Origin of the sequence: Paenibacillus sp. FSL R7-0128, from assembly GCF_038002245.1 — a bacterium.
Lineage (GTDB): Bacteria > Bacillota > Bacilli > Paenibacillales > Paenibacillaceae > Paenibacillus_AQ > Paenibacillus_AQ silagei.
Window position 1 is genome coordinate 2,082,105 of sequence record NZ_JBBOCD010000001.1, and the last position, 23,253, is coordinate 2,105,357.

General features: G+C 53.5%; 24 protein-coding genes. 19 read left to right on the forward strand and 5 right to left on the reverse strand.

Annotated elements, in window-relative coordinates:
- Positions 1 to 150: 150 nt before the first annotated feature.
- Entirely contained in the window at positions 151 to 870 is a 720-nt protein-coding gene (locus tag NST26_RS08450; RefSeq protein ID WP_340979017.1) for a response regulator, read from the forward strand.
- Between the two features lie 126 nt (positions 871 to 996).
- On the opposite strand, the gene NST26_RS08455 is transcribed toward NST26_RS08450, so the two are convergent.
- Positions 997 to 1,455, reverse strand: a complete 459-nt coding sequence (locus tag NST26_RS08455) for a hypothetical protein (protein WP_339254937.1) — start codon at positions 1,453 to 1,455, stop codon at positions 997 to 999.
- Positions 1,456 to 1,639: 184 nt separating this feature from the next.
- Between NST26_RS08455 and NST26_RS08460 the strand changes: the two genes are divergently transcribed.
- The 4 genes from NST26_RS08460 to NST26_RS08475 all read left to right on the forward strand — a co-directional run bounded on the left by NST26_RS08460 (position 1,640) and on the right by NST26_RS08475 (position 6,960).
- A complete protein-coding gene (locus NST26_RS08460) occupies positions 1,640 to 3,070 on the forward strand; it encodes a flavocytochrome c (protein ID WP_340979018.1) in 1,431 nt (476 codons plus the stop codon).
- Positions 3,071 to 3,095: 25 nt separating this feature from the next.
- Positions 3,096 to 3,455 (forward strand): FMN-binding protein, encoded by a 360-nt coding sequence (locus NST26_RS08465; protein ID WP_036722498.1) that lies wholly within the window; start codon positions 3,096 to 3,098, stop codon positions 3,453 to 3,455.
- 204 nt (positions 3,456 to 3,659) lie between these two features.
- On the forward strand, positions 3,660 to 5,273 hold the full coding sequence (gene dcuS, locus NST26_RS08470; protein ID WP_340979019.1) for a DcuS/MalK family sensor histidine kinase: 1,614 nt from the start codon (positions 3,660 to 3,662) through the stop codon (positions 5,271 to 5,273).
- 127 nt (positions 5,274 to 5,400) lie between these two features.
- A complete protein-coding gene (locus tag NST26_RS08475; protein ID WP_340979020.1) occupies positions 5,401 to 6,960 on the forward strand; it encodes a flavocytochrome c in 1,560 nt (519 codons plus the stop codon).
- 83 nt (positions 6,961 to 7,043) lie between these two features.
- Here NST26_RS08475 and NST26_RS08480 read toward each other — a convergent pair whose 3' ends face one another.
- Positions 7,044 to 8,282, reverse strand: coding sequence for an NAD(P)/FAD-dependent oxidoreductase (locus NST26_RS08480; RefSeq protein WP_340979021.1), 1,239 nt, complete (start codon positions 8,280 to 8,282; stop codon positions 7,044 to 7,046).
- 188 nt (positions 8,283 to 8,470) lie between these two features.
- On the opposite strand from NST26_RS08480, the gene NST26_RS08485 reads away from it, so the two are divergent.
- The 6 genes from NST26_RS08485 to NST26_RS08510 all read left to right on the forward strand — a co-directional run bounded on the left by NST26_RS08485 (position 8,471) and on the right by NST26_RS08510 (position 12,473).
- Positions 8,471 to 8,704 carry a hypothetical protein gene (locus tag NST26_RS08485; protein WP_036696741.1) on the forward strand — a complete coding sequence of 78 codons (234 nt, stop codon included), beginning with the start codon at positions 8,471 to 8,473 and terminating at the stop codon, positions 8,702 to 8,704.
- A gap of 32 nt (positions 8,705 to 8,736) precedes the next feature.
- Positions 8,737 to 9,135 (forward strand): spore coat protein, encoded by a 399-nt coding sequence (locus tag NST26_RS08490; RefSeq protein WP_209878353.1) that lies wholly within the window; start codon positions 8,737 to 8,739, stop codon positions 9,133 to 9,135.
- A 168-nt stretch (positions 9,136 to 9,303) separates the two neighbouring features.
- Entirely contained in the window at positions 9,304 to 9,795 is a 492-nt protein-coding gene (locus tag NST26_RS08495; protein ID WP_036696743.1) for an Lrp/AsnC family transcriptional regulator, read from the forward strand.
- A 13-nt stretch (positions 9,796 to 9,808) separates the two neighbouring features.
- A complete protein-coding gene (locus NST26_RS08500) occupies positions 9,809 to 11,026 on the forward strand; it encodes an aminotransferase class I/II-fold pyridoxal phosphate-dependent enzyme (RefSeq protein ID WP_036696744.1) in 1,218 nt (405 codons plus the stop codon).
- 200 nt (positions 11,027 to 11,226) lie between these two features.
- Positions 11,227 to 11,481 carry an aspartyl-phosphate phosphatase Spo0E family protein gene (locus tag NST26_RS08505; RefSeq protein WP_051477788.1) on the forward strand — a complete coding sequence of 85 codons (255 nt, stop codon included), beginning with the start codon at positions 11,227 to 11,229 and terminating at the stop codon, positions 11,479 to 11,481.
- Positions 11,482 to 11,570: 89 nt separating this feature from the next.
- Entirely contained in the window at positions 11,571 to 12,473 is a 903-nt protein-coding gene (locus tag NST26_RS08510; RefSeq protein ID WP_340979022.1) for an alpha/beta fold hydrolase, read from the forward strand.
- A 54-nt stretch (positions 12,474 to 12,527) separates the two neighbouring features.
- Here the strand turns inward: NST26_RS08510 and NST26_RS08515 are convergent, their stop codons facing one another.
- Positions 12,528 to 14,603 carry a methyl-accepting chemotaxis protein gene (locus NST26_RS08515; RefSeq protein ID WP_340979023.1) on the reverse strand — a complete coding sequence of 692 codons (2,076 nt, stop codon included), beginning with the start codon at positions 14,601 to 14,603 and terminating at the stop codon, positions 12,528 to 12,530.
- Between the two features lie 258 nt (positions 14,604 to 14,861).
- Between NST26_RS08515 and NST26_RS08520 the strand changes: the two genes are divergently transcribed.
- From NST26_RS08520 to NST26_RS08540, 5 genes are all read left to right on the forward strand, one after another.
- On the forward strand, positions 14,862 to 15,641 hold the full coding sequence (locus NST26_RS08520; RefSeq protein ID WP_340979024.1) for a class I SAM-dependent methyltransferase: 780 nt from the start codon (positions 14,862 to 14,864) through the stop codon (positions 15,639 to 15,641).
- Positions 15,642 to 15,783: 142 nt separating this feature from the next.
- Entirely contained in the window at positions 15,784 to 16,350 is a 567-nt protein-coding gene (locus NST26_RS08525; protein WP_036696754.1) for a cob(I)yrinic acid a,c-diamide adenosyltransferase, read from the forward strand.
- Entirely contained in the window at positions 16,347 to 17,447 is a 1,101-nt protein-coding gene (locus NST26_RS08530; protein ID WP_340954867.1) for an RluA family pseudouridine synthase, read from the forward strand. The genes NST26_RS08525 and NST26_RS08530 overlap by 4 nt, the downstream gene beginning before the upstream one ends.
- A 431-nt stretch (positions 17,448 to 17,878) precedes the next feature.
- Positions 17,879 to 18,244, forward strand: a complete 366-nt coding sequence (locus NST26_RS08535; RefSeq protein WP_036696760.1) for an arsenate reductase family protein — start codon at positions 17,879 to 17,881, stop codon at positions 18,242 to 18,244.
- 27 nt (positions 18,245 to 18,271) lie between these two features.
- A complete protein-coding gene (locus tag NST26_RS08540; protein ID WP_051477787.1) occupies positions 18,272 to 19,213 on the forward strand; it encodes a 5'-3' exonuclease in 942 nt (313 codons plus the stop codon).
- Between the two features lie 43 nt (positions 19,214 to 19,256).
- Here NST26_RS08540 and NST26_RS08545 read toward each other — a convergent pair whose 3' ends face one another.
- Positions 19,257 to 20,234 (reverse strand): hypothetical protein, encoded by a 978-nt coding sequence (locus NST26_RS08545; protein WP_340954864.1) that lies wholly within the window; start codon positions 20,232 to 20,234, stop codon positions 19,257 to 19,259.
- Positions 20,231 to 20,644, reverse strand: a complete 414-nt coding sequence (locus NST26_RS08550; RefSeq protein ID WP_340979025.1) for a peptide deformylase — start codon at positions 20,642 to 20,644, stop codon at positions 20,231 to 20,233. Before NST26_RS08550 ends, NST26_RS08545 begins: the two co-directional genes overlap by 4 nt.
- 188 nt (positions 20,645 to 20,832) lie before the next feature.
- Here NST26_RS08550 and NST26_RS08555 point away from each other — a divergent pair, with 188 nt between their 5' ends.
- The 3 genes from NST26_RS08555 (at position 20,833) to NST26_RS08565 (ending at position 23,108) form a co-directional block, all read left to right on the forward strand.
- Positions 20,833 to 22,326 (forward strand): alpha-N-arabinofuranosidase, encoded by a 1,494-nt coding sequence (locus NST26_RS08555; protein ID WP_340954860.1) that lies wholly within the window; start codon positions 20,833 to 20,835, stop codon positions 22,324 to 22,326.
- Positions 22,327 to 22,338: 12 nt separating this feature from the next.
- Positions 22,339 to 22,617 (forward strand): DUF6171 family protein, encoded by a 279-nt coding sequence (locus NST26_RS08560; RefSeq protein WP_340954857.1) that lies wholly within the window; start codon positions 22,339 to 22,341, stop codon positions 22,615 to 22,617.
- Positions 22,618 to 22,829: 212 nt separating this feature from the next.
- Positions 22,830 to 23,108, forward strand: a complete 279-nt coding sequence (locus tag NST26_RS08565) for a hypothetical protein (RefSeq protein WP_340979026.1) — start codon at positions 22,830 to 22,832, stop codon at positions 23,106 to 23,108.
- Positions 23,109 to 23,253: the final 145 nt, after the last annotated feature.

The following is a 23,253-nucleotide window of genomic DNA, read 5'->3' on the forward strand; positions in this document are numbered from 1 at the left end:
CGGCACCGTTCGGTTAATTTCTCGAATTGGTGTCTTTTTGTTAGTTTTGATTCTATGTCTCAGCACACCTCCCTCCAAAATTCTCCGCCGCAATGTTATATTAGTTGTAGTTATATGTAGTTATAGTTTCACAAAAGACAAGGAGACCCCATGAACATTAAAGTACTAATCGTTGAAGATGACCCGATGGTGGCGAAGTTTAACCGGCATTATCTGGAGCAGGTTCCGGGTTTTGAGTATGCGGGCTGGGCGGCGACAGGGGATGAAGCGAGAACTATGCTGGAGGAGCAGCAGGTAGATCTGGTGCTGCTGGATATTTATATGCCGCGTGTCAGCGGGCTGCAGCTGCTCTCTGCTCTGCGGGAGCAGGGGAGCAAGGTGGATATCATTGTGATCTCTGCCGCCAGTGACAATGCCAGCATCCGCAAGGCGCTGCAGAACGGGGCCGTGGATTATTTGATCAAGCCGTTTGAGTTTGCCCGGTTTCAGGCGGCCTTGTCAGCGTATCGTGAAGATTATCAGCTAATGCACAAGGAGCACCTAAGCCAGGAGCAGCTGGATAAGCTGCTGCGGCATTCGCTCGGGACGGAAGAGGAGAAGTACGCTGCCCTGCCGCTGCCCAAAGGGCTTGCCGAAGGCACACTGGAGAGCATCTGGAGCACAATTAACCGGCTGGAGAGCCCGGTGTTCTCCACGGAGGATATCAGCAGTCATGCGCCCATCTCGCGGATCTCGGTCCGCAAATATCTGGCTTTTCTAACGGAGGCAGGTATTCTGGAAATGGAGCTTAGCTACGGGGCGGTAGGCAGGCCGGTGTATATGTATAAGGTGAGACCTGAAGGGCATGAGCTTATCCGTAAATATCTATGAGCGTTCTCTTAAAATAAAACGGAGTCAAGGTGTCCCGAGGCTGCCCCAGGCGTTCCATGACTCCATATAGCCGTCACATTAGCTGTGAAGGTTATTAAGCTATGCCATACATAAGCGTGCGCAGAATCAATCGAAGGCCTGCTGCAGAGCCAGCGGACTGAACTCGTTAATGATTTTATAGGCTACCAGGTGCGGGTTGTTCATGTCATTGTCATAGATAATCATGTGATGCTTGCCCTTCAAAATAATGTCGAACCGCTGCTTCCGGTCGGCCTGGACGATGGTAATGTAATAGCTGTACTTGTTGTCTGTGCTCACATTGCGGGCGGATTTCATCAGGCGGACGCTGGAGAAATCATCGTAGATCCGCTTAATCGCTTCCGGCTCAGTAAGCACAATATCCTTCTGTTCACCGGGAACAGAAGATAGGCGGGTAATTTCCAGAGCGGCGATATCTTCCAGATGGATGGTTCGGGTAACTACTCTTTTGAATGAAGTATAGCGGCTCGCGGTGTAGCTCATCAGGGAGACACCGGCTGCTGCCAGAACAGCACCGGCCAGCCAATATTTTTCGCTTTTTTCCATAGTTTCTGTTCCTCCTAGTGATACGGTTGTATAAGCTCTAATTATAAATCTATAAACACATTCAAGCAAATTCACTACCTTTATTTACTTTATCATTTCTTTAATTACTAAATATTCTTGTCAGGGCTCCTTCAGGTTATGATGATTGTGAAAATATGCACAATAACAATTGGAGGAGAACTGAATGAACAGAAAGAGATGGGGAAGTCTGCTGGGCAAGGGGTTGCTGCTGGCAAGTCTGGTGGTATTGCCTGCATGTAACAGCACCAAAGGGGAGTCTACGGACATTGTTATTATCGGCGGCGGCGGCGCGGGAATGACTGCTGCCATTGAAGCGCATAATCAGGGAGCCAAAGTGATATTGATCGAAAAAATGCCTATGCTTGGAGGCAACACCGTCCGTGCGGAAGGCGGATTGAATGCGGCAGGAACACCTTATCAGGCAGCGGCTGGCATTACAGACAGTCCGGAGCTGCATTTCGAGGATACCATGAAGGGCGGCAAGAACCTTAATAACCCGGATCTGGTCAGAACACTTACGAACGGTGCGGCGGTTTCGGTGGAGTGGCTGAAGGAGAATGGAGCCGAGCTGTCTGAAGTGGGACGCGCAGGCGGGGCAAGCGTGAACCGGATTCACCGTCCGGCAGGCGGGGAAGCGGCAGGGAATTTCATCGTAGTCGCGCTGAAGAAGAAGCTGGAGGAGTACAAGATTGATATGCGCCTGCGGACGACTGCCGATGAGATCGTCAAGAACAAGGACGGCGTGGTTACTGGAGTGAAGGTGACGGATAAGGATGGCAAGCAGTACACGATTAGTGCGAATTCCGTTATCCTGGCGGCTGGCGGTTTTGGAGCTAACATGGACATGATCAAGGGGTACCAGCCGAAGCTGGAAGGGTTCTCTACCACTAACCACCCGGGCGCAACCGGCGATGGTACAACGATGGCAGAGAAGATCGGTGCCAAGCTGGTAGATATGAAAGAAATCCAGATTCATCCGACCACCATTCCGAATCAAGGCGTGCTGATCACGGAAGGGGTACGCGGAGACGGTGCGATTCTGGTCAATAGCGAAGGCAAGCGATTCACGAATGAACTGCTGACCCGCGATGTCGTGTCCCAGAATATTTTGGCCCAGTCCGGTAAAGTAGCTTACCTGATCTTCAATGATGAGCTGCGTGCGAACCTGAAGGCAACTGAGGTTTACTTTGGAATGGATTTGGTCAAAGAAGCGGCAACACCTGAAGAATTGGCGGCACAGATTGGTGTAGATGGCAAAGCGCTTGCGGATACACTGAAAACGTATAATGGCTTCGTTGCTTCCGGCAAGGATACAGAGTTTGAACGGCCGGATCTTGAGCTGTCTTTTGAAAAGGGTAAATATTATGCAATTCAGGTAACACCGGGAATCCACCATACCATGGGCGGAGTAGCAATTAACACCCAGGCTCAGGTGCTGGATACCAAGGATCAGGTCATTGCCGGGCTGTATGCTGCGGGCGAAGTAACCGGCGGAGTACACGGCGCGAACCGTCTGGGCGGTAATGCACTGGCAGACATCACTACCTTCGGGCGGATCGCAGCGGATGAAGCTGTGAAGGCACTTAAGAAATAGGAACTTTCAGAAGGAGGAGTTATTCATGCACAAGTGGACAAAAACCTTGCTGTTCTCTGCCCTCGCGGCTGCAACAGTACTAACAGCTGGATGCTCATCATCTTCCGGCAAGTATGTGGACGGGACATATGATGGAACAGGCAAAGGGGTTAAGAGTGATATTAAAGTGGCGGTAGAGATCAAAGATGAGAAGATCGACGCCATTACCGTACAGGAGCATAAGGAGACGCAGGCGATGATCGATGCGGCTGTAGAGAATACGATTCCTGAAATTATTGAAAAGCAAACCACAGAAGGCGTAGACGCCCTCTCCGGGGCTTCCGGCTCCAGCGGCGGAATTATTGAAGCGGTGACCCAGGCGCTGGAACAGGCCAAGAAGCAGTAAGCTATCATCTATTTGTCTATACAAGAGTTGTGAAAAGTTCATTCCAGCAAGCCCAGCCCTCCTGTCTCCGGCAGAACGGCTGGGCTTGCTGCATAGTTCCATCCCCAGAAACAATCACTCTGGAGTAGCTTTACAAATTCTAGTTCAAATAATATAGTTCGAATGGTATAGGAATATGGGATATGAAGGGAGGTCTTCGCACCAGTGGCCAGGAAAAAAAGCTACAGTCTGCGCACAATGATTGCCGTCATGGTGTCTGCCGTTGTCCTGCTGGTACTGCTGATTTTATATTTTATTTTCCGGAATCAGATTATTCCGCAGACCCGGCAGGCACTGGAGGATAAGGCGATTACGATTGCCCGTACCATCGCCCTGATTCCGCTGGTCTCTGAGGGACTCAGTGAGGGCAACAGCAAGGAGATTCAGGACTACACCTCAAGGATCGCCCGCCGCAATGATATTATGTTCGTGGTCGTGACAGATATGAAGGGAATCCGCTATTCTCATCCGGATGCTTCGCTGGTCGGTCTGCCCTTTGCGGGAGGCGGCCAGGAGATATCGCTGCGCGGAGGGGAGAGCATCTCCGAAGGGGCTGGTCCGCTCGGCAGATCCCTGCGCGGCTTCGTGCCAGTCTATAACAACCGGGGGCATCAGGTGGGTGTGGTCATTGCCGGTCTGTCCCTGGAGCGGGTCGAGCGGCTGGTCCTGATGAATGAGTGGACGATTATTGCGATTCTGGTCTCGGGAGCCTTGCTTGGAGCGGGAGGAGCATTCATTCTGGCGGCCCGGATCAAGCGGATGGTGTTCGGGATGGAGCCGGAGGACATCTCCAAGCTGCTCCAGGAACGCAGTGCGATGCTGGAATCCACACGTGAGGGAATTATTGCCGTAGATCAGGAGGCGCGGATTACCATCCTTAATATGGAAGCACAGCGGCTTCTGCGGGCAGCGGGGATTGGCGGGAGCGCCATGAACCGGCAGATTGCCGAGTATTGGCCGGAGCTGGGTCTTGAGCAGGTATTGGCTGAGGGAGAGGGGATACAGGACCGGGAGCTGGAGCTGGGAGACAGCTCTCTTTTGGTGAACAGCCTGCCAGTCCGGGTGAACGGGAACATCGTTGGCGCGATTGCTACCTTCCGGGATGAAACCGAATTGGCTGTGCTGGCGGAGAAGCTGTCGGGAGTCTCGGTCTATGCAGAAGCGCTGCGCTCCGGTGCCCATGAGTTCATGAACAAGCTGCATGTCATTATGGGCATGACGCATATGGGTCTGTATGATGAGCTGCAGCAATATATTCTGGGAACGGTAAGCAATTACCAGAAGGAGATCGGGTCGATCACAAGACAGATCAAGGACCCGGTGCTGGCCGGATTTCTGCTGGGGAAGCTGAGCCGGGCACGCGAAGCGGGGATGGAGCTGCTGCTGACCGGAGACAGCTATCTGCCGGAGCCGGCTGATCCGCAGGTGATTCATGAGCTGATTACGATTGCCGGCAATCTGCTGGATAATGCTCTGGAGGCGCTGGGGGAGCTCTGTGAGCAACCCGTGAAGCGGGTGGAGCTTGCTTTTCAATATGAAGAAGGGCGTCTGCTATGCGAGGTTAGCGACAACGGTCCGGGAATTCCGGCGGGCCTGGGGGAGAAGATCTTCGTTCAGGGCTACTCCTCCAAGGGTGAACAGCGGGGAATCGGCCTATATCTGGTGAAGAAAAGTGTAGACAAACTCAAGGGTCATCTTGAGCTTGCCGCCGGCTGCGGGCCGGGAGCACATTTTATCGTGGATGTGCCTTATGAGGTGAAGGAGGAGGAGGGTGTGTGAACATTTAAGGTCCGCATACCCGCTTACTTTAGTTACAAAACTCTTTAATAATTTACGGAAGGTTCCACAAACCGCTTCTTTGGCGCTATGATAATTGTGAAAATATGCACAAGGGGGCACAACTCACATGAATAAGAGATTAACAGCGGCGCTTATCCTCATTCTCTCCGTGATGCTGGTCATTGCAGGCTGCGGAAACAACAATGCGGGCAGCAGCAAGAATGAGAGCAAGGAGGCAGGCAGCGCGGCTACAGAGCCGGCAGCAACCACTGCACCTACTGAGAAGCCGGAGGCCGTGTCGGGAGCATCCGAAGCGAGCTATACTCCGTACGATCAGTTAAAGGATAAATATGATATCGTCATCGTCGGCGCGGGCGGTGCTGGAATGTCTGCTGCGCTGGAAGCCAAAGCAGCCGGCATGAACCCGGTTATCTTAGAGAAAATGCCGGTTGCCGGCGGCAATACGACCAAATCCTCCTCAGGGATGAATGCCTCGCAGACCAAGTTCCAGAAGGAGCAGGGCATCGAAGACAGCAACGAACTGTTCTATGAAGAGACCCTTAAGGGCGGACATGATACGAACAATAAGGAGCTGCTGCACTTCTTTGTGGATCAATCCGCAGGTGCCATTGACTGGCTCGATTCCATCGGAATCCGCCTGAACAATATTACAATTACCGGCGGTATGAAGGAGAAGCGTACCCATCGTCCGGAGGACGGCTCGGCCGTGGGACAATATCTTGTAGCAGGACTTGTCCGCAATGTTCAGGAGCAGGGAATTCCGCTGTTCGTCAATGCGGATGTGAAGGAGCTTACGGTACAGGATGGTAAGGTGAACGGCGTGAAGGTGCTGTTCAACCAGGCCGATGACAAAACGATCAGCGCAGCAGCAGTTATCGTAACCACCGGGGGCTTCGGTGCCAACAAGGAACTGATTGCCAAGGTTCGCCCGGATCTGCAAGGACTGGTAACGACCAACCAGATTGGCAGCACCGGCGACGGCATTGCCATGATTGAGAAGGTCGGCGGAACTACCGTAGACCTGGATCAGATTCAGGTTCACCCGACTGTACAGCAGGAGAAATCCTACCTGATCGGTGAAGCGGTCCGGGGAGAAGGGGCTATTCTTGTATCTGCTGAGGGCAAGCGCTTCGGCAATGAGATGGATACCCGTGACAAGGTGACGGCTTCAATTAATACACTTCCTGAGAAATCCGCTTATCTCGTGTTCGACGCCGGAGTGAAATCCCGTGTCAAGGCGGTAGATCAATACATCAAGATGGGTGTAGTCAAGACCGCAGATACCATCGAGGCACTGGCGGATCAGATGAAGGTTCCAGCCGCTGCACTTAAGACCACCGTGGAAACATGGAACAGTGCGGTGAAAAGTAAGTCGGATGCCGAGTTCGGCAGAACAACCGGTATGGATAATGATCTGTCCGGTGCTCCGTATTATGCGATTCAGATCGGCCCTGGAATTCACTATACGATGGGCGGAGTGGTGATCAACACCAACACTGAGGTCTTGAACAAAGACGGCAAGGCGATTACGGGCCTGTTCGCGGCAGGAGAAGTGGTCGGCGGGCTGCACGGCGAGAACCGTATCGGCGGTAACTCGGTAGCCGAGATTATTATCTTCGGACGTCAGGCAGGGATTAAGTCGGCTGAATTTGTAAAAGCGCAATAAGCTATTATCCTATATTGTTCTCATGTAAAAGGGATGCTCCGCAGCCATCAGGCTATGCGGGCATCCCTTTCTGTGTTGCAGCTCTAAGGTTGTATCGCCGGGGAGGGCGCAGGCTTGGCCGACCGGGTCAGCGAGAACAGCTCCAGCTCCGGACGGCTTTTGCCGGCCAGCGTATCGGCAAGCAGCTCGGCGGCAATCATGCTGTAGACCGTGCCGTTTCCGCCATAGCCTTCAATGAAGTAGCAATGCGGGAATTCCGGGTGCGGCCCCATATAAGGCAATCCGTCACGGGTGGAGCCGAAGACCGCTCCCCAGGAATATTCGGCCTTGATTCCTTGAAGTTCCGGGAACAGGGCCGTAAGCTCCTCGACCAGACGCTCACACTGGGAGAGGACCCTTACCTCACGCCGCTCCACGCTGGTAAGCTGCTCATCCTTGCCGCCGGCGATAATCCGGCCTTCCGGGGTAGTCCGGAAATACAGATAAGGCCGGGCCGTTTCCCAGAGCAGGCTCTGCTCATGCCATTTTGGAAGATGTGGCAGAGGCTCGGTCATAATAGCATAGGTGTTGATCAGCTCTGCTCCCCGGTCCTTCTTCATCTCCTGGGTCTCGTACCCCATAGCAAAGACGACTTTCTTTGCAACAATCCGCCCCTGTCCGGTATGACAGATTACGCCGTCTGGATTGTACTCATAATGAAGGGCTTCGGTATGCTCATAGACCCTTACCCCGCCGGAGTGCGCTTTATGAATCAGGCTGTGTACCGTCCGCAGCGGATTGGTTTCCGCATCTCCTTTGGAATACAGCGCACCTTGTTTGGAGAAGGCGTAATGGGCGCGGATCTTCTCCGCCTCCCAGAACTCCGAGTCGAAGCCGTGCTTGATCAGATTCTCATTCTCCAGCTTCAGCATATCCACATCTTCCGGGACGCTGGCATAGAGCAGACTGGTGCGTTCGATGATCTGCGGATCGATGTCCAGCTTGCCGGGCAGGTCAAGAATCGCACGCATGGCCTGCTGGCAGAGTCTGTAGAACAGCACGCCATTCTCTTCCCCAAAAGTATTCATGCAAGCTGTCAGCGACTTGTCATTGGCGATCTGCAGCAGTCCCGTATTGGCGTGGGAGCTTCCGGTACCGATCGTTCTTTTATCGATAAGAACGGTATCTGCTCCACTGAGGGACATGCGGTAAGACATCATCGCTCCGCCCATCCCGCCGCCTACAATGAGACAGTCGCAGGTTATATCTTCCTCAAGCACCGGATATACCGGAGGCTCAGGCAGTGTGTGTTCCCAGGGCAGTTGCCCGCTGACGAGTTTCATAGATCTGTTCGCTCCTTTATGTCATTCAGAGTATTATTATTTGCACTATTGAAGAGTCTCATGCGTCAAGACCTTAAGGATTATTCATCATATGTGAGCTTGCTTAATGTACCTTCTGGCACATAAACAGCCTTCTCCTGAAGCATACTAAGGAACGCTTGAACAACCAGAAGGAGGGACTACCGAACATGCAATCTAACCAAATGCAGGCACTTAGCGGAAAAGAATTGGAATACATTGCCGATTCCATTTCCAATGAGGATTTGCTGATTAAGCAGCTCGCGGCTACAGCCGGAACCACTCAGAACTCTGCCGTGCAGGGGATCTGCATCCAGCAGATTCAGAGTCATACCCATCACATGGATATGCTGGTCCAGCTGCTCCATCAGCATCAGCAGTACGCACCATCACAGCCGCAATAACAGAACCCACAAACTTTGAAGGAGGTTTTACTGTGTACGCACAGAATGGAACACCGTTTATGGCGGATGAAGATTTACTGAACACAATTTTGGCTGATCTGAAGCGGACTGTCCGCGAGTACACCACAGCAGCTACAGAATCGAATTGTCCCGCCGTCAGACGGGTATTCAATGATCTGACTATGGATACCCTCAGAATTCAGGGGGAATTGTACATGCAGATGTCGCAAATGAACATGTACACCCCTCCGGGCAAAGCGCTGCGCCAGGATGTGGACAAGCAGATTCAGAGTGCCCAGCAGACCCAGCAGAAGCTGCAGCAGTTCGTGCGTGAGAAAACAGGCGGGGCAGGAGCGTATAACCAGCATTCGAATGTTTCGCAGCACCAGCCGAACGTCCAGCAGCATCATAACGGTTCCTATTATATGTAACCCTGGCGATGGCCCTGTGAAGCATTAGAGCGCTTACCCGGCCATGCAGGAGAAAATATAAAGGGAATGAAGTCAAATAGCCCCGCCTCGGCGGGGTTATTTTGTTTGCAGAACGGCACTTTTCATGTCATATTAATACTAAACTCTTTTTTGCAGGAGGCCCTGAGAATGAATGAATTGAAGAGGAAAGTGCTGGAACTGCTCAAGGAGGACGCGCGAAGCTCAACGGCATTAATGGCGACCCTGCTTGGTGCGGAGGAAGAAGATGTGAAGACCGTGATCGCTGAAATGGAGCAGGATCATGTCATTGTGAAATACGCGACGGTAGTCAATTGGGATAAAGTCGATGATGAACGGGTGACGGCGCTGATCGAGGTGCAGATTACGCCGGAACGGGGCCGCGGCTTCGAGGGCATTGCCGAACGGATCTATCTGTATCCGCAGGTTAAATCCGTCTATCTGATGTCCGGCGCTTACGATCTGCTGGTGGAAGTGGAAGGACGCAATCTGCGCGAGGTCGCTAATTTTGTGTCTGAGAAGCTGTCACCGATTGATGCTGTGCTCTCTACCAAGACGAACTTTACGCTCAAAAAATACAAACAGGACGGTATCATCTTTGAAGAGCATGAGGAAGACAACCGTCTGATGATATCTCCGTGAAGGATGTAATGTCATGATCATTAATAACGCTCAGCACACAGGAGATAAAGGCAAGTCGATGAACTCTTATTTGGCCCCGCTGGTCCAGCAGATTCAGCCTTCGGGCATCCGCAAGTTTTTTGATCTGGCGGCAGGCAGCAAGGATATTATCTCGCTCGGTGTCGGCGAGCCGGACTTCAAGACGCCCTGGCATGTGAGAGAGGCCTGCGTCTATTCGCTCGAACGAGGCTTCACCGGTTACACCTCCAATGCCGGAATGCCCGAGCTCCGCGAGGGGATTGCCGAGTATCTGGAGACCCGCTTCGCCGTGAAGTATGATCCGGCGAATCAGATTATCGCCACAGTCGGCGGCAGCGAGGCCATTGATTTGGCTCTGCGTGCCCTGATCTCTCCAGGAGACGAGATTCTGATACCCGAGCCATGTTACATCTCTTATTCTCCGATTACGGCTATCGGCGGCGGTATTCCGGTAGGCATTGAGACCTTCGGGAAGAATAACTTCAAGCTGACTGCCGAGGATCTGGAGGCCAAGATTACCCCGCGCTCGAAGATTCTGATTCTCTGCTATCCAAGCAATCCGACGGGTGCCATCATGAGCCGTGAAGATTGGGAGCCGATTGCCAAGGTGGTAGAGAAGCATGATCTTATCGTCATCTCGGATGAGATATATGCCGAGCTTACGTATGGAAGCAACCATGTCAGCTTCGCTTCGCTGCCGGGGATGCTTGACCGGACGATCCTGGTCAGCGGGTTCTCCAAGGCCTTCGCCATGACCGGCTGGCGGATGGGCTATGCCTGCGGTCACCCGGACCTGATCTCAGCCATGCTGAAGATTCACCAGTATACCGTCATGTGTGCGCCTTCGATGGGCCAGGTGGCTGCGCTGGAGGCCCTTACCAACGGAATGGAAGAGAAGGACCGCATGACAGACTCTTATAACCAGCGCCGCCGATTGATTGTCAAGGGGTTGCGGGAGGCGGGACTTGAGTGTCATGAGCCGCAGGGTGCCTTCTATGCATTCCCTAGTATCCAGGCCACCGGCCTGACCTCCGACCAGTTCGCCCAGCGTCTGCTGCTTGAATATAAGGTCGCCGCCGTTCCGGGAAGTGTCTTCGGTCTGGGCGGAGAAGGCTATCTGCGCTGCTCCTATGCCACCTCGGTGTCCCAGTTGAATGAAGCGGTTGAGCGAATTGGGGCATTTGTCTCACAGCTGGCCCGGGAAGGGGCCTGACAAGGCTCGACAAAGAAGTAAATAGAACTATAGCCGATCACCTTCTGATATGGTATTATTTTACTCTAAGGACAAGAAACACCTGTAATACACTTACATGGACCTCTTATTCCGGGAATAAAGGCGCTTCATATCTGGTTGCATAGAACCACACAGTTCTTATCTGGATGACGCGCAATACTACATCAGGAAGGGTGATTGTGCTGAGCGCAGATTATTACTTATCCTCCTTTGGCGGGAAATGTGGCTCCGGAAGCGGGCGACCTCCTGCCAGAGAAGATGCGAATGCACGCAGGCTCTCGCTGGAAGATGAAATTCAGATGCTCCGCAGCAGAATGGAACAGCTCTTTATGCAGGAGAAGTCCTTTACCTCGGATAATGTAATAGCAATCAGCAGCTTGCTGGATCTCAAGATTAATGAGTATATGAGAGGCCGCCACCGCAAGAGCAATTAATACGGCACGATTATATCAAGCGGATGTCTTCCTTTGGGGAGATGTCCGTTTTTTTTGAATAATGAAGTACCGGAAGGTGGAGTATGAAAATGATCAAGGTATTTAAAAGCGAGTCCGGCAAAGAACAGGTTCTAAGGTCCTATAACGAGCTTCTTGACGCGTGGGGGACGGAATTTCAGGAGCTTGATGTGGAGACCCCTTATGGGACAACTCATTGTATAACAGCGGGAGAGCCGGAGTCACCGCCCTTGCTCCTATTACACGGGGTAGGCGATAATTCGGCGGTGATGTGGCTGCTGAATATGAAGGAGTTGTCCCGGCATTTCCGCTGCATTGCGGTAGATACGCTGGGAGGACCGGGGAAGAGTGTTCCAGGTGAGCTGTTCCATAAACGGACCTTTGACCAGGTGGATTGGATTAACAAGGTCGCAGATGGGCTGAAGCTTGACCAATTCTGTGTGGCAGGAGTGTCTAACGGAGCATATATGGCCTTCAATTACATGGTGAACGGGCCGGGAATAGCGCTGAAGGCTGTCTGCATGGAGGGAGGAATAATCATTTCTCCAATTAAAAGCATGATACATACGCTGATGATGATGTTCCCGGAGATTCTTGTTCCTACACGCAGCAATCTGCTCAAGGCAGCCCGCAAGCTCAGCTCCCCGGCCTCAGGCCTGTTCGACAAGCATCCCGAAGTCGGGGAGCATCTGGTGCTGTTAATGCAGAATCATAACCAGCAGGCGATGTTCGCCCATAAGCTTCAGCCCTACGAACAAGAGAAAGCGGTTACGTTCCGGGATCAGCTATACTTCCTGCTGGGAGATTATAAGCTGAAGCAGAAGCGGGAGCTCACTGGAACACTGGATGCTGGCGGGTTCCGCTACACGGTCATCCCGGACGCCGGTCACGGCGTGAATCATGAGCAGCCGGTGCGGGTCAACCGCGAGCTGGTGGCTTTTTTGAAGGGAAGGAAGGGGAGCGAATCTATATAAATAACCCCCTGTGCTGGTCCGAAGACCTATCAGGGGGTTAGCACTGTTGCTCTGTTAGTTAACCTTGAACGTGGCCACTGCCTGCTGTAGCCCATCGGCCATCTTCGCCAGCTCGGTAGAGGCTGCGGCTACCTCCTCCATGGAGGCGAGCTGCTCCTCGGAGGCCGCGGCAGCGCTCTGGGAACGCTCTGCCGCCTGCCTGGCCACTTCTGCCATCTCCGCCACCGAGGAGGTTAGTTCCTCGGTTCCGGCCAGCAGCTGCTCGGAGGAAGCAGACATCTCATGAACTTGGGTGTTAATCTCGCCGATGCCGCCAAGAATATCCGTGAACAGACGCCCGGCCTCGCCTACCATCCGCGAGCCTTCCTGAACGGCACCGGCATTCGCCAGCACCGCATCGGATGCGGCACGGTTGCCCTGCTGGATCTCAAGAATCAGGGTGCTGATATGCCCGGCGGCTTCGGCTGTCTGCTCGGACAGCTTCTTCACCTCACCGGCAACCACGGAGAAGCCCCGCCCGTATTCGCCCGCTCTGGCAGCCTCAATCGCCGCGTTTAAGGCCAGCATGCCGGTCTGATCGCTGATGCCTTTGATCAGACCAATGATGTTGCCGATCTGCTGGGATTGTGCGCTAAGAGAGGTAATCATGCTGGAAGCATCTGCGGCGGTCCGCTCCATCTCTTCCATCCGGTCCACCGCCTCCGTAATGACGGAATACCCGTTCTGCGCCTGGCCTGCCGCCCGCCCAGCCGCTGCTGCGGTGTCCATTGAGGCCTCCGCGATCCGCTGCACACCGGCGGCCATCTCCTCCATCGCTCTTGCAGACTCGCGGGTGGACTGCATCTGCTGATCCGCTCCGGCTGAGAGATCCTGAATATTCTCCACAATAGCCTCTGTGGTGTGATTGGTCTGGTTGGCGCTAGACATTAATTCCTCCGAGGTCGAGGCGACTTGCAGCGAGTGATCGGCAATGGTCCCCAGGAGTCTGCTCAGATTGGTAATCATCTGGTTCAAATGCCCGGCCATATTGCCGAATTCATCCTCACTGTCTACCTCCAGCTTCCCGGTGAAGTCTCCGGCAGCCATCTGCCGGGACATCTCATTGACCCGAGTCAGCTTACGGGTAATATAGCGGCTGTATAGATATACGGCTGCTACCGTCAGGATAAGACCTGCAAAGCTAACCAGCAGAATAGACCTTAGCAGCCCTTTAAGCGGCGCATACAGCTCCTGTTCCGGCATGGCAAGACCCACGATCCAGCCGGTATCCGGCAGCTTTTCATAATACATCTGGATGGTCCCGCCGGAATCGGCATAGGTTACCATCCCCTGATTCTGCTGAAGCATTTCTGCTCCCGCTGCGGACAGACTTGCGCTTTTTTCATCTGTTATTTTCAGCTGCATATTCTTCTCGTCATCCGGTCCGGCAATGTAATTCCCCTGCTTGTCCAGCAGGAAGGCCCAGCCTGTATTCCCCACCTTGGTCTGTTCGATCCTGCTCTGCAGCGTCTTGAGATCGATATCTCCGGCCATGACACCCAGCAAGGTATTCGTGGTATCCCGGAAAGGAACAGTAAACGTAGCCATCGTTGTCCCTGTAATTGTGTCATAGAATGGATCTGTAAACGCTGCATGGTCTCTGCCGATAGTGTACCAGTTCTGCCCGTGATAATTATAATCGGGGTCATTGTACTGCTCGGTTGTCACAATTTTGTCGCCGTCTCGGTGGGCATAGGTGGAGAAGTACTTCAGCTTGCTGTCATACCGTCCGGGTTCAAAATAAATACCCACACCATATGTATCCGGATTAGCCTCCAGCGCACTAGACAGCATCGTCCGGTATTGATCCAGTGTGAATTCCGCAGCGTGACTCTCCAGCGTCCTTGCCAGAACCTCGGGAACCTTGCTGTGCACATTTAAGTTCGCATTAATTTCGTTAGAAATATCTGATATCTGCACATTCATTTTTTGTGTAACCTCGCGCTGGATAATGCTTTTGGAATACATGTACGACAACAGAGCGACCAGCACCAGCGTGATCAGAAAGATGGGCAGGATGAATGCAAATGTTCTCATACGTATGCTTTTGAACCGGAGCCTGGAAATCCCCTTGTGAACAACATTAGCCATGTTAATCCCCCCATTAGATAGTGAAGCTATTTATACCTGTATTGAATATCATCGGCTGGAGAGCTGATTTTGTTGTTACTTTTTGTCGAAAAAAATAAAAAAATGTCGTATATCTAAGTCTGTGGGGTACGACCAAAGGCGGAGACGGCGGCAGACCCGGGGCTGATGTCCGCTTCCAATTGTAGGCATATAATGAATATTCACGAACATCACAAAGTATGGGCTTGAACCGTACTGTGTCAGGAGAGGAAGATATTCATGCTGCATGATCAGCTGTTGAGGGACCCGAATACATATGAAGAGCTTAAGCTGGTTAGTACGGGGGCGGTCAATCCGGCAAATGGACGGAAGTACCCGTGGAAGCACGGGTATTTGGCTTTTATGGAGGAAGCGGATGCCACAGGCAGTAACCGGAAGTACCTGGAGCTGTACAACCGGATTGCCCGTTTCTACCGGCTGTCCAACAAGCTGTATTTCGCGCTGAAGTTCGGCGGAGAACGCAGCTATAGAGAGCAGTTCCTGTCTGCGCTTGAGCTGCGCGGCGGTCAGCGTGTGCTGGAGACCTCGGTGGGCAGCGGTGATAATTTCCCGTACCTTAACATGAAGGCCAAGAACGCGCAGGCCGAGCTGTACGGGCTGGATATTTCCAGCGGAATGCTGAAGCAGGCGGTGCGCAATCTGCGGCGGTGGAAGTTGGAGGCACATCTGTTCCAAGGGACTGCTGAGGAGCTGCCTTTTCAGGACAACAGCTTTGACTGCGTGTACCATGTCGGCGGAATCAACTGTTTCAGCGATCCGCATGCTGCGGTACTGGAGATGATCCGGGTGGCGAAGCCGGGCACAAGGCTGATGATTGCCGATGAGACGCAGAAGCTGGTGAAGGGAACGTACGGGAAGGTGCCGGTGGTTAAGGGATATTTTGCAGAGGGAGCGGACATGCCGGAGATGCTTGGGCTGATTCCGCCGGAGATGCTGGAGGTAGAGTACAAGGAAGTGTGCAAGGGCCTGATGTATTGCATTACCTTTCGTAAGCCTTGAGGCGAATTGTGCGGCAGGACGATTACGGACTTCCTCCTCAGGGTTTTATTTACATGTCTTTAATGTTGATCTTTGTTTGCCACCCTACCTAAGAACGATTACACTATTACTATGTGATTTTGCAACTTAGGAGGGAAGTATCATGGCGATCTATACGCGTACGGGGGATAAGGGGGAGACCTCGGTGATTGGCGGCCGGGTAGGCAAGGACGATGTCCGCGTCGAGGCTTACGGCACCATTGACGAGCTGAACTGCTTCGTTGGCCAGGCACGGAGCCTGATGGAGGACGAACGGTTTCTGGATGTCCGCGAGCAGCTGCTGGAGATTCAGCACGAGCTGTTTGACTGCGGATCGGATCTGGCGTTCGTGAAGCTGAGTGAGAACCGCTATAAGGTGAAAAGCGAGATGGCCACCCGCCTGGAAGGCTGGATCGATGCGCTTCAGGCCGAGAATCCGGTGCTGGAGCGCTTCATCCTGCCCGGCGGAAGCCAGCTGTCCTCGGTGCTGCATGTCTGCCGGACGGTCTGCCGCCGGGCCGAGCGCCGGGCAGTGACGCTGGGCCGCAGTGCGGAGATTAACCCGGAGGCGGTAATCTATCTGAACCGGCTGTCCGACTATTTCTTCGCTCTGGCCCGTGCCGCCAATACCCGGCTGGAGATTGCTGAAGTAGAATATCTGCGCAGCAAAAAGGTGTTCCGGAACAAATGACCAGCTATTATCCCCCCATCTCCTATATCGTGCCGCCGTCCGAGGACGGCTGGCTGCTCAAAACCATCCTGCAAAAGAGGATGGAAGTCTCCCGCAAGCTGCTCTCCCGGCTCAAAATGACGGACCTCGGCATTACCCTGAACGGAGAGCGTGTCTATATCAGCGTCAAGGTGAGCAGCGGGGATCAGGTCCAGATCCGGATGGAGGAGGAGACGTCAGAGGATATTTTACCGCAGCCGATTCCCTTCGAGATTCTGTATGAGGACGGGCATCTGCTTGTGGTAAGCAAAGCCGCAGGAATGATTGTCCATCCGACCCACGGCCATTATACCGAGACCCTGGCGAATGGTGTGGTTCATTACTGGGCAGAGAAGGGCGAGCGGGTCCGCTTCCGCCCCGTACACAGGCTGGACCAGGAGACCTCCGGGGTGCTGGTGATTGCCAAGAACCCGTACAGCCACCAGCACATCTCTGAACAGATGATCGCAGGAACGGTGGACAAGCGGTATACCGCGTTCGTGCACGGCGTGCCTGCTCTGCCCAGCGGCGATATCGACGGTCCGATCGACCGCGACCCGCTGGAGCCGCACCGGCGGATTGTAACGCCGGACGGCTATCCCTCCTTGACCCGGTATGAGGTCAAGGAGGTCTATGGCAGCGCCGCTTCACGCGTCGAGCTGAAGCTGGAGAGCGGGCGCACCCACCAGATCCGGGTGCATATGGGGTCGGTCGGCTGCCCGCTGATCGGTGACGGGATGTACCGTCACCCGCTGTATGGGCAGGCGGCTGACAGCCGGGCGGAGGCGTCAGCGCCGGGCGAGGAGCGGCGTGCGGGAGAGTCGGCGGTGACCGCAGGCGGCGAGGAGCAACAGGTGCAAGAGCTGGCGGTGACCGCAGACGGCGCGGCGCTGCCGCCAGGCGACGCCGCCCGGCTCGCGCAGATCGCGGAGCTGGACGCGGCCATTCCGCGCCAGGCGCTGCATGCGGTGCGGCTGGCCTTCCGGCATCCGGTGACGCATGCCGAGCTGGTGTTCGAGGCTCCGCTGCCGCCGGATATGGCGCTGCTGCAGGAGAAGCTCCGGCAGTCGGCGCGGTAAGTAAGCGCCGGACATGTTCTGGCCGCAGCTGTCAGCTGCCGCAGCGGGCAGCAATTTATATGCTCCGACTGTTCATAGAGTAACCATTCTGCCACCGCAGGAGCACAACAGCAGACAAATAAGTGCCAGGCTGCACTTATTCCCGGCTATATGGCAGCTCCGCGGCAAGCAAGTGGAAAAAGTACAACTAATATTGCCCCATACTTCGCAAAGTAACGATTGTTCCCGATTTAAGTGCCGAAAATCCAACTATTTCCTCTCACAATGCGGATTTGAATGGAATAGTTGTACATTTTCCACCTAATGATTCCTGGTGTATTGCCGGTCGGGAATAGCCGCAGCTATGCAGACGGTCCAGTCAACGATTAAGCAGCAGTGACGACCTGTAGGACTAGCATCACTGCTGCACATTATAATAGAAGGAGAAGACGATGAGTAACTTGAAAGTATATCAATATCCCAAGTGCAGCACCTGCCGCAGCGCAGTGAAATGGCTGAAGGAAGCAGGGCATGAGCTGGAGCTGCAGCATATCGCAGAGCAGCCGCCAACTGTGGAGGAGCTGCGCGTGCTGGTGAAGCACAGCGGCCTGCCGCTGAAGAAGTTTTTTAATACGAGTGGTGAGGTCTACCGGGAGCTTGGCCTGAAGGATAAGCTTGCAGACTTAAGCGAAGACGAGCAGCTTGCACTGCTGTCTGCACATGGAATGTTGATTAAGCGTCCGGTAGTCACTGACGGCAAGAAGGTTACCGTAGGCTACAAGGAAGACCAGTACGCCGAAGCTTGGAGCAACGCCTAAATTAAGGAATACAAGGAGAGGTTACACATGAGCACAGCAACAGAAATGAAGGGCCGGGTCATGATTGTCGATGGAATGGCTCTGCTGTTCCGCGCTTTTTATGCTACCTCTTATGGTGGATATATCCGCAAGACCCGCGCCGGACTGCCGACGAATGCGGTGTATGGATTTTTGCAGTATTTTTTCGATGCGGTAAGTACGTTTGAGCCTTCACATGTGGTCTGCTGCTGGGATATGGGCAAGGGCACGTTCCGTTCGGAGAAGTACGAAGGCTACAAATCGAACCGGATTGACGCGCCGCTGGAGCTGATCCCGCAGTTCGACCTCGTGAAGGAGGTTGTGGCAGAGCTGGGCGTGCCGAATATCGGGCTGGTCGGATACGAGGCAGATGACTGCATCGGTACACTGGCTTCGTGCTACAGCGGGGAGTCGGAGGTCTATATTCTGACGGGGGATCACGACATGCTCCAGTTGGTGAATGACAGCGTCAAGGTCGTGATTATGAAAAAAGGCCGCTCTAACTATAAAGTGTATGATCCGGCTGAGCTTTTGGCAGAACGGGGCCTCACTCCTGCGCAGGTGATCGACCTGAAGGGCTTCATGGGCGACACCAGCGATAATTATCCTGGAGTGAAGGGCATAGGCGAGAAGACGGCCACCAAGCTGCTGACCGAATACGGCACGGTAGAAGGGGTCATTGAGAACCTGCATCTGCTGCCCAAGGGCGTACGTGCCAAGATTGAAGCGGATCTCGACATGCTGCATCTCTCTCGCGAGCTGGCGGAGATCCGCTGTGATGTGCCGGTAGTCTGCGAGCTGGCCGAATGTCTCTGGGAGCTGCAGCGGGATACGGCGGCACGCAAGTTCCAGGAGCTGGAGTTCGGCAGCCTGATGCATCTGATCGGCGGAATCGCCGAGGTGCGGGATGACCGGGGGATCGTGCAGATTGAGCTGGGAGATCTGGGCTGAGGCCGGAATAGACAGCAAACCAAACAAGACAGTAGATACTCACCTATCGTGAGTGTGTACTGTCTTGTTTGCGTGTGAAGAGATAAACCGCATTGTCCCCGGAGGGCGGCACAAGCAGGCGCGATAATTCCTCATTCAGCTCCATGCTGAAATGCTTAGCCTTATCATACGCGTCGAAGTCACCGGTGATCGCCGGATCTCTTGTGCCGATTACAATATACAACTCTACAGATTCCGTATTAAAAACATGCTTCTCGTACGGGTTGCCGGGCACCGGCCAGGAACAAAGCACAACCTTAGGAGCGTATTTGCTCAGGGCGGCTTTGGCATCGGCTTTTTCCACAAAATCCGGGTAGGTGATATAATGCGCCCAGCTATAATCATCGGTTGCCTGGCAGGCCGTGCCGTTATCGTTAAGGAATCTCGTCAAGGTACCGTCACCCGCACCGATCTCCAGGCATGCCTTGTCTCCGATCAGAGCGGACAAGCGCTTGATTAACGTACGGGAATAGAAGCAGTAGATCCCTTGTTTGTTGACAAGCGGCATCAGCACTTTGGGGCGGATAATCAGCTTCCAGCATACCCGGAACAGAGGGAGCGATACGGGCTTGCGTACAAGCTTTTCCTTGAACAGGAGCTTCTGCAGAATATAACCGTCCCAGAGATTGAACCGGACAGGCCCGGAGGCTGATTCGGCGGACACCGCTAATTGCAGCTGTTCGATCAGATAAATGGCAAAGCGGGCTTTAATAATATTAGGAAGAAAAGCGTTGATAGTGGTTTGATTAAAGCCGCTTTTGACAATTTTGTTCTTCGCTATTATGGCGCTGCTGGTATAGCTGGCGAGCAGATTATGGATCAGGTTGGCGCGCTTTTGGCTCGATAGGGCATTGATCTCAAGCAGCACTTCTTCCTTGTACTCCGGATATTCTGACAAAAGCGTACGGGTATCGGTCTCATTCCTCAGAATTTGCTCGGCGGCCGTCTTGCTGAAGGTTATCGCTCTCAGGTCCCGGCTCAAATGACAATACCCTCGCAGTGATCCACCTCATGCTGGATAACCTGCGCCGTAAATCCGGTAAAGCTATCCCGGTGCTTTTTAAAATTATAATCGAGGTACTCTACCTCAATATAGTCGTATCGTTTCGCAGGACGTACGCCTTCGAGCGACAGGCAACCTTCCTCAGTGTCATAAGGACGGGCACGCTTGACGATCACCGGATTGATCATCGAAAGGGTTAATTGCTGCTCCACGCGGATGGCGATGATGCGTTTGTTGACGCCAATCATGTCCGCAGCCATGCCGACGCACCGGTCGGAGTTGGCGTTCAGGGTCTCCACAAGATCCATTAACACGGGCAGATCCTTCTCCGTGGCCGGCGCAGATTTCTGGCTAAGAAGCGATATATCTTTATTGATAGGTCTAATCATCATACTCTCCAATTATGCTGTATTTGTGTGTCCATAATATCATTTTTGGCGGGGAAGTGAAATGCGGGAATGCGAGAGGTGCTGCTTAAGATAAAGATTGACGAACTAGAGGAAGCTTGATTATAATGTTAATATAAGTGTTAAATGATTAACAAATATATTAATCTAAAGAGGAGCGTTAACTTCCCATGGCAGAACGCATTGTACTGAACACCGACATCCGCAAAGGTAAGATTGACCGCAACATCTACGGACATTTCGCTGAGCATCTTGGACGCTGTATCTATGAAGGCATCTGGGTGGGCGAAGATTCCCCTATTCCGAACACCAAAGGTATCCGCAACGACGTAGTGGAAGCGCTTAAAGAAATGAAAATTCCGGTATTGCGCTGGCCGGGCGGCTGCTTCGCCGATGAATACCACTGGAAGGACGGTATCGGCCCGAGCGAAGAGCGCAAGCGGATGATCAACACACACTGGGGCGGCGCGGTAGAGAACAACCATTTCGGTACACATGAATTCATGCTCCTCTGCGAGATGCTGGGCTGCGAGCCGTACATCAACGGTAACGTAGGTAGCGGAACTGTTCAAGAGATGTCCGAGTGGGTGGAATATCTGACCTTCAACGGAGTCTCGCCAATGGCTGAGCTGCGTCAGAAGAACGGCCAGGAAGATGCCTGGAGCGTTAAGTATTTCGGCGTGGGCAACGAGAACTGGGGCTGTGGCGGTAACATGCGTCCTGAGTTCTATGCTGATCTGTACCGCCAATATCAGACGTATGTACGTAACTATGGAGACAACAAGATCCACCGGATCGCCTGCGGTGCGAATTCGGATGATTATAACTGGACGGAAGTGCTGATGCGTGAAGCTACCCGCTTCATGGATTCAATTACCCTGCACTATTACACCCTGCCTAATTCGGACTGGAATCATAAGGGCGCGGCTACAGGCTTCGGAACAGACGAATACTTCACAACGTTGAAGAAGGCGCTATTCATGGATGAGCTGGTTACCCGCCATATTGCCATCATGGACAAATACGATCCTGAGAAAAGAGTCGGCCTGATCGTTGACGAGTGGGGCACCTGGTATGATGTTGAGCCGGGTACGAACCCGGGCTTCCTCTACCAGCAGAATACGATCCGCGATGCGCTGGTGGCCGGCTTGACGCTGAATATTTTCCACAAGCACAGTGACCGTGTACGGATGGCGAACATTGCCCAGACCGTGAACGTGCTGCAGGCTGTTATTCTGACCGAAGGCGAGAAAATGCTCCTGACTCCTACTTATCATGTATTCAACATGTATAAGGTGCATCAGGATGCAGAACTGCTGGAGTTCACCGTGGACAGCCCGGTATACAGCTATGATGGCGTAGAGATTCCTGAAGTATCGGCTTCGGCTTCAGTCAATGCTGAGGGCATCATTCATGTCAGCCTGTGTAACCTGAATCACGCGTCATCGGCAGTGTTGCCGCTTGCCCTGCGCGGATTGGCTGGTCAAGCATCCGTAAGCGGAACAACGCTGGCCGGAGCTTCCATCGATGCCCACAATAGCTTTGAGCAGCCGGAAGCTGTAACACCGCAGGCATTCAGCGCCTTCAAGCTTGAAGGGGATACGCTGACTGTAGAGCTGCCACCAATGTCGGTAACGGTACTGGCCATCACTCCACAAGCCTAAGGAGAGAACTGCATGACAACCACTTCAGCCTGCAAAGGATGCCGGGAGGAGTACAAGGTCACGGAAGCACAGATTGCCCGCATTCTGGCGTCCTCCATGTTCAACCCCGGCAATACCGCTTCAGACGAGGTCTATGCCGAGCGGCTTGCGCTTTGCGGGGCTTGCCCCAAGCTGCAGGATGGCGTAACCTGTACCGCCTGCGGCTGTATCATTCCCGTCGTGGCCCGGCTGAAGGCCCGCAGCTGTCCGCTGCCGGGCGGCGGCGGCAAGTGGCAGCCGGTGGCGGAATGACGGCCCACGCCTAACGGCTAGGGGCCAGGCGAAAAGATAGGCTAGAAGCCGCTCTTGTCATAAGAGACGGATCGATCACCGATAGCCCCTCCAACCTGCACAATGCGGCGGTTGGAGGGGCTTTTTTTTGCGTTGTGGAGGTGAGGGGGAGGAAGAGGAAATGAGAGGGATAAATCCATCTAATGCGGCGTGAAAGTGGGCTGGAGGAGGAAATGAGAGGGATTTATCCCACTGATGCGGCGGAAAGTGGGCTGGGTGAGGAAATGAGATGTATAAATCCCTCTAATGCGGCAGAAAGTAGGCTGGGTGAGGAAATGAGAGGGATAAATCCCACTGATGCGGTGGAAAGTGGGCTGGAGGAGGAAATGAGAGGGATAAATCCCTCTGATGCGGCGGAAAGTGGGCTAGATGAGGAAATGAGAGGGAAAAATCCCTTTGGTGCGGTTGGAAGTGGGCTGTATGGATGTTGCGAGGGGCATAAGTGCCCCTGAATTTGCTGAAAGTGAGCGTTGAGCAGAAATGAAGAGCACTAATGCACCTGAATTTTGCTGAAAGTGAGCGTTAAGCAGAAATAAGGAGTATTAGCTCTAAAAGTAGCTGAAACGAAAACTAACCTACCTACCTACCTACCTACCT